A 14,156-nucleotide genomic window follows, 5' to 3' on the forward strand; every position below is an offset into this window, starting at 1 on the left:
TCGTAACGCATCCCCCCAGCCCCTTGGCCGGATATCGATGAATTCCACATACCGCCTCTCCCAGGTAATGAAACAACCCAACGCTTCTCGGCTTGATAGGTGGAAAGACAGGTGTGGTGCGTTCCAACAAAGGCGTGTCACCTCGTAACCGCATCGGGGGTGGGAAAAGGTCCTGATGCCAAATAAAACGCAAAAAAAAGCCCCTCGATCGAGGGGCTTCTTGTGCAGCGTTAGCGCATCAGGTCATCTGGATGATGGTCTGCATGATGGTGCTCTGGGTGGAGATGGTCTTGGCGTTCGCCTGGTAGTTGCTCTGGGCCTTGATCAGGTCCACCAGCTCGTTGGTCAGGTTGACGTTGGAGTTCTCCAGGGAGTTGGCCACGATCGAACCGAGGGTGCCGGCTTGAGGGGTGTCGTATCCAGGTTGGCCCGAGGCAAAGGTCTCTCTCCAGGCCGTGCCGCCTGCCGGTTGCAGGCCTTGTTCGTTGTTGAAGCTGGCCAGGGAGATCTGGCCAATGGCCTTGCTCTGCTGGTTGCTGAAGGTGGCGAACAGTACACCGCTGCCGTCGATTTTCAGCCCGGTGATCTGGCCGGTGGCATAGCCATCGGTGACCGGCGGGTTGCGATAGCTGGCCGAATTGTACTGGGTGATATTCGCCATGTTGACCGCAATACCGCCGGTGTTGGCCGCGGCGCCGTTAGCCGTCCATACACCGTCGGTCACGGTGCCCGGTTTCCAGTTGGAAATGGTCAGGGTGGTGTTGGAGACTGCGCTGGGCGGGGTGACCACGCCAGCGAGCTTACCGGCCGTGTCGAACGTCAGGGTCGACGCGACAGGTGCCACCGCGCCTGCGCCACTGATCGGGGTACCGTCAGGGTTACGCCCGTCGATCAAGGTGTAGGACTTCCATTGGTTGGAGTCCGTCTTCACCAGGTACTGCACCATCGGGTGAGCGTTGCCTTGGGTGTCGTACAAGGTGGTGCTGTACTGGGTGGTGAAGGTCTTGGTGTCGGTTGGGTTGAATGGCTTGGCCACCTGGTCGATCACCGGCTCCGAGGAGTTCAGGTTACTGCTGGAATCGACGGTGCTGGAGGCTTTTGGCGGCAGGTTCGACAAGTTGAGTTGCAGGTCGACCAAGCCGCCCTTGACGATCTTGCCGTTGTCATCCGCCGCGTAGCCTTGCAGGCGCGAAGTACCGGTGTTGTTGGTGATGTAGCCGTCTTTGTCCGCACGGAAAGCACCGCTACGGGTGTATTCCAGCGAACCGTCGCTGCCCTTCTGTACGAAGAAGCCACCGCCCTGGATCGCCATGTCCAGGATGCCGCCACTGTTGTTGACGTCGCCCTGGGTGAATTGCTGGGACACGGCCGCCAGGTTCACACCGTTACCGATGCTGTTCTGGCCGGTGCCCAGCTTGGACGCCGCGTAGATGTCCGCGAATTCCGCACGAGACGATTTGAAGCCAGTGGTCGCGACGTTGGCGATGTTGTTGCCGGTCACGTCCAGTTGTTTGTTGGCTGCATAGAGGCCGCTCAGGCCGATGTTAAAAGACATGTTTCTCTCCCTCTGCCGTATTTAGCCGGCTCTATGTACCGATAGTCTGAATTTGCGACAGCTTGACGCTGCCCATGCCGCCCGCAAGGTTGAGCAGCATTTCGCCGCCGGTCTTGCTCAGGGTCACGCTGGTGACCGTCGCCGGCAGCGAAGTGGCCAGAGCCACTGCGTCGCCCGCGTCATTCTTGGTGGTGGCCGTAAAGGTGTAAGTCCCTGCCGGGGCGACCTCACCGTTGGCGTTCTTGCCATCCCAGATGAAGTCGGAACTGCCCGCGCTCTGTGCGCCCATATCGAGGGTACGCACCACGACACCGTCTTTGTCGGTAATCTTGACCGAGACGTTGCCCGTTGCCGCCGTCACTGCGACCGAGCCGGTCATGCTCTTGCTGGTGTCCACCAGCGCCTTGTCGGTCTGGGTAATGATCGAGCGACCGACCAGCGACGAAGCCTGCAATGCTTGCGACGAGCTGAAGTTGCTGGAGATGCTGTTTACCGAGTCGTTCAGGGTGTTGATGCCTTCCAGGCTACTGAACTGCGCCAACTGAGCCACAAACGCACCGTTGTCCTGAGGCGACAGCGGGTTCTGGTTCTTCAGTTGGGTCACCAACAGTTGCAGGAACGCATCCTTGCCCAGCGACTGGTTGCCCGTTGCCGTCTTGGTGGCGGTGCTGAGGCTGCTGTTGTCCGTCGCAGTCTTGACCTTGCTGTTGAACAGGTCCTGGACTGCCGAGTTGTTCGTCGTATCAACAATGGCCATTGTTTGGCGCCCCTTATCACTGACCCAGGGTCAGGACCTTCTGCATCATGGTTTTGGCGGTGTTCATCATTTCCGCGTTGGTCTGGAACGAGCGACTGGCAGAGATCATGTCAGCCATTTCCTCGACCACGTTGACGTTCGGGTAGTACACGTAGCCTTTTTCGTTCGCCGCAGGGTGATTAGGCTCATAGCGCGCTTCCAGATTGCTCTGGTCTTCAACCACGCCGAGTACCTGCACGCCTTGCCCGGCAGCGTCCTGATTCTGGAACAGCGAATCGCCGCCGCTGCTCTGGCCGCCCTGAAACATGGTGGCGAACACCGGGTGACGGGCGCGGTAGGTCTGGTCAATGCTCGAAGACACCGTCTCGGCGTTGGCGATGTTACTGGCGACGGTGTTCAGGCGCGTGGTCTGCGCGCTCATGCCACTACCGGCAATATTGAAAACACTGGCTAAGGACATGGCTTACTCTCCACGCAGGGCTGACATCAGCCCTTTGAATTTGCTGTTGAGCAGGGTGAAGCTGGCCTGGAAGTTCACCGAGTTCTCGGCGTAGGCCGATTGCTCCAACTGCGCGTCGACGGTGTTCTGGTCGATCGACGGCTGCATCGGCGTGCGATACAGCAGCGATTCGTCGCCACTGCTCAGGCCTTGCGCTTCGATATGACGGCTGTTGGTCATGTTCAAGGCGAAGGTGCCGTTCTTGGTCTTGTCCTGCTGTGCGGCGAGCACAGCGGAGAAGTCCAGGTCCCGAGCCTTGTAGTTCGGGGTGTCGGCGTTGGCAATGTTGTTGGCCAGGACTTCGGCACGCTGGGCGCGAAAGCCGAGGGCTTGTTCGTGGATACCGAGCGCTTTATCGAAGCTGATGCTCATGGCGGAAACCTTTAGGCTGACCTGCTGTTCGTTAACAGGGTTATAGCAAGGTGCATGCCAATCTGGCTAAAGCCCATATATCAAGGGGTTACGCAGAGATTGCCGACGGCAATGCCAGAAAAGCGGCAAGCGGCTTCCGCGTAGCGCCAGTAAAGCGGCAATCGGGAGTTGCCGCTTTTACCTTGCCGCAAAACAAATGTGGGAGGGGGATTGCCCCCGATAGCGGTGGTTCAGTCATAGATACTGAGACTGACACACCGCTATCGGGGGCAAGCCCCCTCCCACACCTTGACTGCGTGCGACTTACTTGGCCTGGTAAATGATCCCAGGACTGCACTGCACCATCTGGAAATGATCCGGCAGGCCGTTCAGCGCCTCGGATGCACCGAGGAACAGATACCCCCCACGCTTGAGCGTGCCGTGGATGCGCAGCAGGATGTCTTTCTTCACTTCGGCCGAGAAGTAGATCAGCACGTTACGGCAGAACACCATGTCGAACTTGCCCAGGCTGGCGTAGCTGTCGAGCAGGTTGAACGAGCGAAACTCCACCCGGTTCTTGATCGGCGCCTTGACCGCCCAGCGCCCCGCCCCTTTCGGGTCGAAGTAACGCTGCAGGCGTTCCGGGGACAAACCGCGGCCCAAGGCCAGGCTGTCGTACTCGCCGGTCTTGCAGTTAGTGAGCATGGTGCCCGACAGATCGGTGGCGACAATTTGCGCGCCGGCCTTCAACTGGCCCATGTTCGTCCGTTCGAACTCGTCGATCGCCATCGAAATCGAGTACGGTTCCTGCCCCGAGGAACAGGCTGCCGACCAGATCCGCAAACGCTGACCCGGGCTGGCCTTGATCGCCTCGGGCAGCACTTTGCTCTTGAGTACCTCAAAGGGGTAGGTGTCGCGAAACCATAGGGTTTCGTTGGTGGTCATGGCATCGACCACCATTTCCTTGAGCCCGCTGCGCGGCTGGCTCTGAATCCGCTGGACCAACTCACCGAGGGACTTGATGCCCTGCTGTTCCATCAGTTTGTTGAGACGGCTGGATACCAGATACTGCTTGTTTTCACCGAGCAATATGCCACAGGCTTTTTCCAGGAAGACCCGGAACTGTTCGAAATCCAAATTACCCGTAGACAATGATACCGCCTCTTAAATCGTGTGACCGCCAGGGAAATTCCCCTAGCCGTGATCTGCTGCCTTGATCCGGTCGACTACCCGGGATGCCAGGTCATCAGGGCGGAACTTAGCCAGGAAGTCGTCAGCACCAACCTTCTTGACCATCGCCTGATTGAATACGCCCGACAACGAAGTATGCAGGATGATATGCAATTTTTGCATGCGTGGATCGTTGCGTATTTCAGCCGTGAGGGTATAGCCGTCCATTTCCGGCATCTCGATGTCGGAAATCATCATCAAGAATTCTTCTTCCGGCTTCTTGCCTTCATCCACCAGTTTGCGCAGGTAATCCAGCGCCTGGCGGCCATCGTTGAGCGCCACCACCTCAACGCCGATGGTTTGCAGGCAACGGGTCACCTGTTTGCGCGCCACCGAGGAGTCGTCCACCGTCAGCACCCGCAGCGAAACCGCCTTGTGCGCCGTTTCGGCATCGACGACGCCAACCGAAATCGCTTCGGAAGTCGGTGCGACTTCGGCGAGGATTTTCTCCACGTCGATGATTTCGACCAACTGGTTGTCTACTCGCGTCACCGCCGTGAGGTAGTGATCGCGACCGGTGCCCTTGGGCGGCGGATGGATCTCTTCCCAGTTCATGTTGACGATACGTTCCACCGAGCGCACCAGGAAACCCTGGGTCTTGGTGTTGTATTCGGTAATGATCACAAACGGGTTCTCGCGGTCTTGCAGGCCGGCCGAACTCGTGGCCAATGCCAGGTCGAGAATCGGGATGGTCGCGCCACGGATGTTGGCTACGCCACACACCACCGGGCTCGACTTGGGCATGATCGTCAGCTTGGGACACTGCAGCACTTCCCGCACTTTGAACACATTGATGCCATAGAGCTGCTTGCCGTCCAGGCGAAAAAGCAACAACTCCAGGCGATTCTGCCCTACCAGCTGTGTACGCTGGTTTACTGAATCCATTACACCTGCCATGCCCAGACTCCTACGCTAAAACCTTTGGGGGTACGACGCGCACCCAACACTAAACGGCACGAGCTTTGCTTTTTATTGGCTATGGATATGAAAACGACAGTTTCCCGACGCACCCGCCACTCACGGTATCGCAGATTGCTCTGCGCCTGGATGGCGTTGTTTGCCGTGGGCGCAGGCATCACTGCCCGCGCCGCCGACGTCACCTTGCCTGATCTACTTATCGGCGTCACCCAAGGCTTTCTTGAATTCACTGTAGAAGATTATCTGGCAACCACCCAGACGCCAGGACGCTATGAAATCCAGGTCAACCAATTGGATCCGCGCCTGCGCATGCCGATGTGCGACAAGGAATTGACAGCCAGCCTGGAAAGCCCGGCCCAGCCCATTGGTCGCGTGACGGTCAAGGTGCGCTGTGAAGGGACCTCGCCCTGGACCGTGTTCGTGCCCGCCCAGGTCAAACTGTTCCGCGATGTCGTCGTGGTGTCGCGGCCGCTCAAACGCAGCGGAATCATCGGCTATGAGGATGTCATCTTGCGCGAGCGGGACATCAGCCTGATCAACCAGGGTTACCTGACGTCAGTGGACCAGGCTGTCGGGCAACGATTGACCCGACCAATGGTCGCCGACCAGGTCATCACCCTGGTCCATCTTGAACAGGCAGAAGTCATTCGCAAGGGCGACCAGGTCATCATTTCCGCCAGCAGCGGCGGGCTGAATGTGAAAATGCCGGGCGAAGCGCTGTCCAACGGCGGCATGAGCGAACAGATCCGGGTCAAGAACCTCAATTCCAACCGCGTCATCAAGGCACGGGTCACCGCGCCGGGCCAAGTCGAGGTGGCTTTATAGATCACTGGAATAGGACGCCAGCTTTTCCTACACTGTACGCCTGACGTTCGTGCATGCAGGTTTATTGTCAATCGCGCCTAAAGTTTGTCCGGGTATGGCCGAAACCATGGCAAGCGTCCAAATACCCAGAGGTTTTTTATCATGGTCATCGATTTCAGCCGTTTGAATAACGCCCCGGCTTTGCCAGGCACTACGCGCACCAGCGGCACCAAGGACAGCGTAGACGCCAAGGCCCAGCCTCTGCCCGCCAAAGCGGAACAGGCCGGCGCCAGCCAAAGCGGGGAATCCGTACACCTGAGCAATGAGGCTCAACAGTTGCAGAAGGTCACTGACTCGCTGCGCGATCAACCCGTCGTCAATCAAGCCCGTGTGGCCGAATTGAAACAGGCAATCGCCGATGGCAGCTATAAAGTCGACAGCAACCGTGTAGCCAGCAAGCTGCTTAACTTCGAAGCCGAGCGCTAGGCAAAGGCCTGCGCCAGGCTTTTGGACGCTTAAAACCCAAGGCCAGCCATGCACCACGACGAAAATCTGCTTCAACTGATCATTGATGATCTGGCGCCGACGCAACAATTGCTCGAGCTGCTCAAAGAAGAATCCTTGGCCCTCTATGGCCGGGATATGCCGCTGCTGGAAGAAATCCTGGCGCGCAAGCAGTCGCTGATTGTCCTGCTGGAACAGCACGGCAAGAAGCGTAGCCAGATTCTCGTCAGCCTCGGCCTACCGGCAGATCAAGACGGCCTCGCTCAGTTGGCCAGTCATTCCTCGGTCGGCGATCGGTTGCTGGCCCAAAGCAAAGAACTCAATCAATTACTCACCCAGTGTCAGGAAGCCAACCTGCTCAACGGTCAGTCGATCCAGCTTCAGCAAGCCACGACCGCCAATCAGTTGCGCATACTCCATGGCGGCGAACCTCCGGCCCTGTATAACGCCCAAGGCTCTACCTCGCGCCTGGTCAAGCCAAGCACCCGCAGCCAAGCCTGACGTCGGTTTAACGTGCGCCCTATCCAAGGCGTGCGACATACTGGCAAAATGATGGTTCTTGCGTGTAGTCGTATTTTGTCAGGAGATGGAAGAACCGTGTTCAACGCCCTTAATGCGGAAGAAGCTCCGCAGCCACCCAAGGTGTTCACCACGCCTCTGGAAATCGCTGGCACCTTGCGCATGCTGCAAGAAAGCCATGACCCGCTGATCATCACCTTCCATGAACGCAGCCAGCGCTTTCAAAGCTACCTGGTCGACGTCGACCGGGACAGCAAAACCCTGGCCCTGGACGAAATGATCCCCCGCGATGGCGAACGCTACCTTGAGAATGGCGAACCCTTCCGCATCGAAGGCTTTCACGACGGCGTGCGCGTTGCCTGGGAAAGCAACGGCACCCTGAGCATCAGCGAAAAAGGCGGCCACCGTATCTACAGCGGCAACATGCCGGACGAAGTGGTCTACCATCAGCGCCGCAATGCGTTCCGCGCCGCGCTGAAACTCGCGCAATTGGTGAATATCGAGTTGGGCGGCGAGAAACTCAAGGCGCCGGTCAGCGGTAAGCTGCTGGATATCTCCGCCACCGGCTGCAAATTGCGCTTTGAAGGCGATATTTCCGAGCGCCTGCAGTTGGGCCAGGTCTACGACCGTTTTATCGCCGCACTGCCCTTTGGCAGCATGACCACCTCGGTCGAACTGCGTTACCTGCACTTCGAAGAGAAGATCAACACCACCTTCGCCGGCGTGCGCTTCCACAACATGAGCGGCCTGGTGCAGCGCCAGGTCGAGCGTTTTGTGTACCAGTTGCAACGCGAAGCACGACGTTTCGATAAAGACGACGATTTTTAAGCATTCAGATCGCAATAAAAAACGGGCAGACCCTTTGGGGATCTGCCCGTTTTTGCATTCAGGGGCGTGCCCTGCTCAGGCCGTGGGGATGCTCATCCGGGCCCGGTGGTTCCGGCGGCCCTTCGAAGAGCGGCTCATCCGCCGGTGATTCCGCGTCGGTTTCAGGCTCGGGCTCGACAACCGCCGTCTGCATCTGCTCCTGCACCATCTGCTCATCGACCCGCGGATCGAGGGCCGCCACCAGCGGCGAGCTGGACATGCTGTCAGGCATTGCCACGTGCTGCAGCGGTGCATCGTCGACCTGATGCAGGTTGGTCACCGCTTTAGGCCGGATACGCCACACCAGGATCAGCGCGCACAGGCTGAAAAACGCGTACAGCATCTGGCTGCCAAACAGCTTCATCACCACACCGGCCAGCAACGGCCCGATACTGGCGCCCACGCCATAGGTCACCAGCAGCATGGCCGTCAGCGATACCCGACGATCACCTTCGACGTGGTCGTTGGAAAACGCCACGGCCAGCGGGTACAGGCAGAACTGCACCAGCGAACACAGGAACCCGGCCACGAACAGCACTTCCAGCGGCACCTTGCTCAGGATCGCCAACGGCAATGCCGCCACCGCCAGGCACAGGGCGAAGCAGCGAATCAACAGTGCGCGATCGTAACGGTCCGACAGCCAGCCCAACGGCCACTGCACCACCAACCCGGCAAAAATGCAGCTACCCATGAAGAGACCGACCTGCTCGGTACTCAGCCCCTGCTGGGACGCATAGAGCGGCGCCAAACCGTAGAACGAACCAACGATCAACCCCGCCCCCAGCACCGTGCTCAACGACTGCGGCACGCGCTGGATAAAGAAACGCGGCTCCATTGGCGCCGGACGCAGGGGCGCCGGGTGAATGCGCCGGGTCATCGCCACCGGCACCAGGCACAGGGCGAAGCACAGCGCGACCAGCATCAGCAACTCGGGGCCGAGCTGGGGATGCATCACCAGGATCAACTGCCCCAGCACCAGGCCAAGGTAGGACGCAATCATATAGCCGCTGAACACTACGCCACGCTGCTTGGCATCCGCCTGCTCGTTAAGCCAGCTTTCGATGACCATGTACTGGCACATCATCCCCAGGCCCACGATGACCCGCAGCACGATCCAGGCCGGCAGCCAGTCGATCAGGCCATGGCCCAACACCGCCGCACCGACGATCCCGGCACAGGTGGCATACGCGCGGATATGCCCGACCCGGGCGATCAGGCGGTGGCCGATCTTGCCGCCCAGTACCAGGCCGGAATAGTTGGCCGCCATCAGCGCACCGACCCACAGGCTGTCGACGTTGTCGGCCGCCAAGCGCAAGGCCAGGTACGTACTGAGCAGGCCGGAGCCGATCAGCATCATCAAGGAGGCGAAATAAAGGGCTCGAAAAGATTTCCAGATCTGGCGCATCGGCGTTCCGAGCGGCTCCTTGCAGTGAGGGTCAGGGCTACCGGCATGATAGTCCCGGGGGTCGGGTCCGGACAGGCACCAGGCGCTGTTTCCGGGGAATATTTTGTGTGAAAACGATGGACTACAGCTCAGACGCTACTGGGTGACACACAAGGTACAAGGTTGCGCGAAATACTCGCCGCACCACCTGTGAACCTCGATCACGCGCAAGGTTCGACCGAGTGTTGAAAAGACCGAGCACACCCCAAAAGCCCCCCCGCCGCGCCTGCACATGATTACCCGCACGCCGGCGTCGCCGATGCGTATCGCCGCTAATTGTTACTGTTTTATCAACATTGTTTTCCAGTCTTATGGATTTATCCAAAAAACCAGCGCTATAGACTGGTCTACGCGTTAATCCACCGCGATTAACCGGCGAATCAGTCGGAGTAAAGCATGTAACCCGAACAAGGCCGACAGAGCCTTCGGAACGATTCACTCGCGACTGAGCACGTGGACAGTCGTCAAGCGGGCGTAATACAGCCGCCAACGTTTTCGTTATCCCTCCTGCCGAAACTCAATCAGCCTCTATTAAGCATCCAGTTCGTTATCGAACGGCGCTTTCAACGTGGAGGGCTGGGGCGAAAGAGTGTCGGCATCCAGACCATGAATACGGGGATGGCCAATTATTACGCTGATTTCCAAAGCTCGCTTGCCGTCGGCAAGCCAGCCTATCGGGATCATGGAAGAACCGCACCCGGCCAACTAAAGGCCGAACTCAATATTCGGCCAAGTTGTTGGTAAATAGCGCAAACCGTTACGTATTTCCCCAACTGAGCATATACAAATATGACAGACGATCATCGATCTCACTCTGGAAGATCCTCAATGAGCACTATTGCAAGGGGACTGTTTTCCCTGCTTGTTTTTGCCGTGGCACTGGCGTTGATTTATGGCGGATTCAAGCTGGTAGCACTCGACGGGTCGAGTTATTACTTGCTGGCTGGCCTCGCCTATCTGTTGTTGGCGGCACTGTTTGTCTTGCGTAAACCTATCAGCATCGCCCTCTCCGTCGTCATATTCCTCGCCACCTGTGTGTGGGCGTTCTACGAAGTGGGTCAGTTCAGCTACTGGCAACTGCTGCCGCGCCTGGTGGTGCCGGCGATCATCCTGACCCTCAGCTTGTGGGTCGGTGCCGCATTCCCGGAAACAGCCTTGAGCACCCGGCGCACGGCGAACCGATTCGGCTTCGCCGTATTCCTGGCCTTGATCGCCACCTTCATTGCGGCGTTCTACCCGCACGGCGGGATCTCGAACCCTGTGGCCGCGACTGACTCGAGCAAGGCCACGAGCCCCGCCAGCGCACCTGAAAACTGGGAGTTCTTCGGGCGCAATGCGTCAGGGACGCGGTTTGCGCCTTACACGCAGATCACGCCGGGAAACGTCAAGGACCTGCAAGTAGCCTGGACCTACAGAACCGGACGTAGGACCACCGGCGCCGGCGCTGGCGTTGATGAAAACACCCCGCTGCAGATCGGCAACGTGCTGTATTCGTGCACCCCGGAAAACGTGATCACCGCGCTGGATGGCGATACGGGCAAGGCGATCTGGACGTTCGACCCTCACGCCAAAAGCGAAGAGCATGTGACGTGCCGTGGCGTGGGCTATTACGACATCGATAAAGACGACAGCCTGAGCGCGGCGGTCAAGGCCTCGTATACCGATCAGCAGCAATGTCGCCAGCGTATTCTGGTGTCGTCGGTAGATGCCCGCCTGTTTGCACTTGACGCGCACACCGGCGACCTGTGCCAGAGTTTTGGTGACAACGGTTACGTCGATCTCAAGAAAGGCATGGGCCCGACCGAGAACAGCAAGCGCTACCATCCGACCTCCCTGCCTGTGGTCATGGGCCACCTCACGGTGGTGGGCGGTTGGGTACGCGACATTGTGGCAGGCGAACCTTCCGGCGCCGTGCGTGCCTTCGACGTGCTGAGCGGTGCGCTGGTGTGGGCATGGGACGTCGGCGCGCCCGAAGGCACCGACCCGACCGCGGCCGATCACCCGTTCACGCTGGAAACACCTAACGTATGGACGATCCCGACCTACGATAAAGAGCTGAACCTGGTCTACTTGCCGACCGGCAATGGCCCGCCCGACTATTGGGGCGGTGATCGCAACGCCGTCAAAGAAAAATTTGGTTCGGCCGTCGTGGCAGTCGATGCCTCGACCGGCAAAGCCAAATGGGTCTACCAGCTCATTCACCATGATGTATGGGATTACGATCTGCCATCGCAGCCGGTTCTCTATGACATCAAGAATGCCCAAGGCGTGAAAACCCCGGTCTTGATCCAGACCACCAAGACCGGCCAGATTTTTGTGCTGGATCGTCGTACTGGCCAGCCGGTCACCGAGGTGCAGGAGCGTGCCGTTCCGACTTCTCCTGCGGCAGAAGGCGAACACTTGTCGCCGACGCAACCGTACTCGGCCGGCATGCCGGTGATCGGGGCCGACCCACTGACTGAAAAGTCGATGTGGGGCGTGTCGACATTCGACCAACTGTATTGCCGGATCATGTTCAAAGATTCGGTTTACGCGGGGCCGTTTACGCCGCCAACCGAAAAGCCGTACATCGAATGGCCTGGCTTGCTGGGCGGGATGAACTGGGGTGGCATCTCCATCGATGAGAACACCGGCACGATGTTCGTCAACGACATGCGGATGCCGCTGCGGATGTCATTGGTGACCAAGGAAGAAACCAAGAAGTTCAAGGTGTCGACCGATGAAGTGCCGGGTTTCATGGGCACCATTCGCCCGCAAGTCGCCGGTATCTATGGCGGCGTGAAAATCGACATTCTCCAGTCGCCACTGGGCGTGCCTTGCAACTCCCCGCCCTTCGGCAGCATGAGTGCGATTGATCTCAATACGCAGAAACTGCTCTGGCAGGTTCCCATGGGCACCGTGCAGGACACCGGCCCGCTGGGGATCAAGACGCACCTGCAGATTCCGCTGGGCATGCCGACGCTGGGCGGTCCGACGTCGACAGCCTCTGGCCTGGTGTTCTTTGCGGGCACCCAGGACTACTACCTGCGCGCGCTCGATTCGGCCACCGGCAAAGAAGTCTGGAAAGCCCGCCTGCCGGTTGGCGCAGTTGCCGCCCCACTGATCTATCAGTCGCCCACCACCGGGAAGCAGTACGTGGTCATCTCCGCCGGTGGCATGAGCCATTCGCCTGACGTTGGTGATTACATCATTGCTTATGCATTGCCGGACAACATCAAGCCGTAATGCGTTAGTTGCCACTGCATGAAAATAACCCCCGTTTACGGGGGTTATTTTTCCAAGTCACAAAAGAACGGTGCAACCGATAAACAACGCGGGCCGTTGAGCTATTCCCCCACTTTCTCTGTAACGGAGCACATCCAAATGCTTTTTTCTTTCCGCGCCATGCTGACCAGCAGCCTGTGCAGCGGTTTGTCCCTATGCCTTTTCGCCCCATCCCCGGCACTGGCCGACGATCTGATGAACCGCTCTACACTCACTGGCGACTGGGGCGGTGAACGCCAAAAGTTGACCGACAAGGGCATCAAACTGACCGGTGACTACAGTTCCGAAACGATTTCCAACTTGCATGGCGGGATCAAGCGCGGCACCCGCTATTCGCAACAAATACGCATAGGCGCCCAGTTTGATCTGAGTAAATTGCTCGACAGCCCTGATGCGGGACGGGTGCAAGTACTCGTTAACGACCGTCGCGGCCACAGCGCCACCGAAGACTTGCTCGGAAACCGCCTGTCGTCGCAAGAAAACTATGGCGGCGAATACACCCGGCTGACCGAGTTCAGTTATCAACGCAACCTGTTTTCGCCGGACCTGTCCACCAAACTCGGCTTCATGGTGATGGGCACCGATTTCGGTGGTATGCCCATCTTGAGCAACTTTGTGAGCGCCGGTTTTTGTGCACACCCACTGACCATGTCGAGCGGCAGTGGCTGGGGCAACTACCCGACGGCGCATTGGGGTGGCGAGTTGCGTTACGACGTCAACCCGTCGCTGACACTGCAAACCGCCGTGTTCCAGGTCAACCCGGAATACAACACGCGCTCGTCCAAAGCGTTCTCCATGCCCAGCAACGGCACTACGGGAGCGATTTTGCCACTGGAGGCGATCTTCAATAACAACGCCTTCCTGAACGGCCAATACAAAGTCGGTTGGTACTACGACACCTCCAACGCCCCCAAGATCGGGAGTACGCAAAAGAGCAACAACCGTACCGGCGCCTATGTGTTGATTGACCAAGCCATCTGGCGGGATGAGCAAGACCCGCAAAGCGTACTGCGCCTCTTCGGCCAAGCGGCCAGCAGCAACGCGGCGACCTCGCCGATGCGCCGCTGGTATTCGGTGGGCTTGGTCAAACAAAAGCCTTTCGCGAGCCGCCCGAACGACTCCATCTCTTTTGGCTATGGGCGCGCCGTGCTCAACTCGCGCACACGAGATGTGCAAGAAGCCAAGGCGACCAACCTCGAAGACGCCGAGATGATCGCCAACCTCGACAACGGCGAGCAGATGCTTGAGCTCAACTACGGCGCACAGGTCACACCTTGGCTGCTGCTGCGCCCCGATCTGCAGTACTACATCGAGCCCGGCGCGTTTTCCGGCAAAAAACGTGACAACGCGCTGGCGGCGGGGTTACAGGTCAAGGCGACGTTTTAACAACGTCGTTTGCACAGGGGGCATCCATTCGGTGCCCTTTCGCACTCGCACACGCAGG

General features: G+C 58.8%; 13 protein-coding genes. 6 read left to right on the forward strand and 7 right to left on the reverse strand.

Going from position 1 to position 14,156, the window contains the following annotated elements:
- Nucleotides 1–238: 238 nt before the first annotated feature.
- The 6 genes from flgE to AC07W0_RS26090 all read right to left on the reverse strand — a co-directional run bounded on the left by flgE (nucleotide 239) and on the right by AC07W0_RS26090 (nucleotide 5,289).
- On the reverse strand, nucleotides 239–1,555 hold the full coding sequence (flgE, locus tag AC07W0_RS26065) for a flagellar hook protein FlgE (RefSeq protein WP_046482149.1): 1,317 nt from the start codon (nucleotides 1,553–1,555) through the stop codon (nucleotides 239–241).
- A gap of 31 nt (nucleotides 1,556–1,586) precedes the next feature.
- Complete coding sequence (gene flgD / locus AC07W0_RS26070) at nucleotides 1,587–2,312, reverse strand: flagellar hook assembly protein FlgD (protein ID WP_046482146.1); 726 nt, start codon at nucleotides 2,310–2,312, stop codon at nucleotides 1,587–1,589.
- Nucleotides 2,313–2,328: 16 nt separating this feature from the next.
- On the reverse strand, nucleotides 2,329–2,772 hold the full coding sequence (gene flgC / locus AC07W0_RS26075; RefSeq protein ID WP_046382341.1) for a flagellar basal body rod protein FlgC: 444 nt from the start codon (nucleotides 2,770–2,772) through the stop codon (nucleotides 2,329–2,331).
- A 3-nt stretch (nucleotides 2,773–2,775) separates the two neighbouring features.
- Entirely contained in the window at nucleotides 2,776–3,183 is a 408-nt protein-coding gene (gene flgB, locus AC07W0_RS26080; RefSeq protein ID WP_003175633.1) for a flagellar basal body rod protein FlgB, read from the reverse strand.
- A gap of 303 nt (nucleotides 3,184–3,486) precedes the next feature.
- On the reverse strand, nucleotides 3,487–4,314 hold the full coding sequence (gene cheR / locus AC07W0_RS26085) for a protein-glutamate O-methyltransferase CheR (protein WP_026140309.1): 828 nt from the start codon (nucleotides 4,312–4,314) through the stop codon (nucleotides 3,487–3,489).
- Nucleotides 4,315–4,356: 42 nt separating this feature from the next.
- A complete protein-coding gene (locus AC07W0_RS26090; RefSeq protein ID WP_026140310.1) occupies nucleotides 4,357–5,289 on the reverse strand; it encodes a chemotaxis protein CheV in 933 nt (310 codons plus the stop codon).
- Nucleotides 5,290–5,370: 81 nt separating this feature from the next.
- Between AC07W0_RS26090 and flgA the strand changes: the two genes are divergently transcribed.
- The 4 genes from flgA (at nucleotide 5,371) to AC07W0_RS26110 (ending at nucleotide 7,965) form a co-directional block, all read left to right on the forward strand.
- Nucleotides 5,371–6,135 (forward strand): flagellar basal body P-ring formation chaperone FlgA, encoded by a 765-nt coding sequence (gene flgA / locus AC07W0_RS26095; RefSeq protein ID WP_032804943.1) that lies wholly within the window; start codon nucleotides 5,371–5,373, stop codon nucleotides 6,133–6,135.
- A 141-nt stretch (nucleotides 6,136–6,276) separates the two neighbouring features.
- Nucleotides 6,277–6,600: a flagellar biosynthesis anti-sigma factor FlgM gene (gene flgM, locus AC07W0_RS26100; RefSeq protein WP_017849175.1), complete on the forward strand. Its 324-nt coding sequence runs from the start codon at nucleotides 6,277–6,279 to the stop codon at nucleotides 6,598–6,600.
- A 48-nt stretch (nucleotides 6,601–6,648) separates the two neighbouring features.
- Nucleotides 6,649–7,119: a flagella synthesis protein FlgN gene (locus AC07W0_RS26105; RefSeq protein ID WP_017849176.1), complete on the forward strand. Its 471-nt coding sequence runs from the start codon at nucleotides 6,649–6,651 to the stop codon at nucleotides 7,117–7,119.
- Nucleotides 7,120–7,215: 96 nt separating this feature from the next.
- Nucleotides 7,216–7,965, forward strand: a complete 750-nt coding sequence (locus AC07W0_RS26110; protein WP_017849177.1) for a flagellar brake protein — start codon at nucleotides 7,216–7,218, stop codon at nucleotides 7,963–7,965.
- Nucleotides 7,966–8,023: 58 nt separating this feature from the next.
- Here the strand turns inward: AC07W0_RS26110 and AC07W0_RS26115 are convergent, their stop codons facing one another.
- Nucleotides 8,024–9,409, reverse strand: a complete 1,386-nt coding sequence (locus AC07W0_RS26115; RefSeq protein WP_046382338.1) for an MFS transporter — start codon at nucleotides 9,407–9,409, stop codon at nucleotides 8,024–8,026.
- Between the two features lie 867 nt (nucleotides 9,410–10,276).
- Here AC07W0_RS26115 and AC07W0_RS26120 point away from each other — a divergent pair.
- Nucleotides 10,277–12,673, forward strand: a complete 2,397-nt coding sequence (locus AC07W0_RS26120) for a membrane-bound PQQ-dependent dehydrogenase, glucose/quinate/shikimate family (protein WP_256580880.1) — start codon at nucleotides 10,277–10,279, stop codon at nucleotides 12,671–12,673.
- A 138-nt stretch (nucleotides 12,674–12,811) separates the two neighbouring features.
- Entirely contained in the window at nucleotides 12,812–14,098 is a 1,287-nt protein-coding gene (locus tag AC07W0_RS26125; protein ID WP_102618537.1) for a carbohydrate porin, read from the forward strand.
- Nucleotides 14,099–14,156 lie beyond the last annotated feature (58 nt).

Source organism: Pseudomonas sp. GW704-F2, from assembly GCF_059423025.1.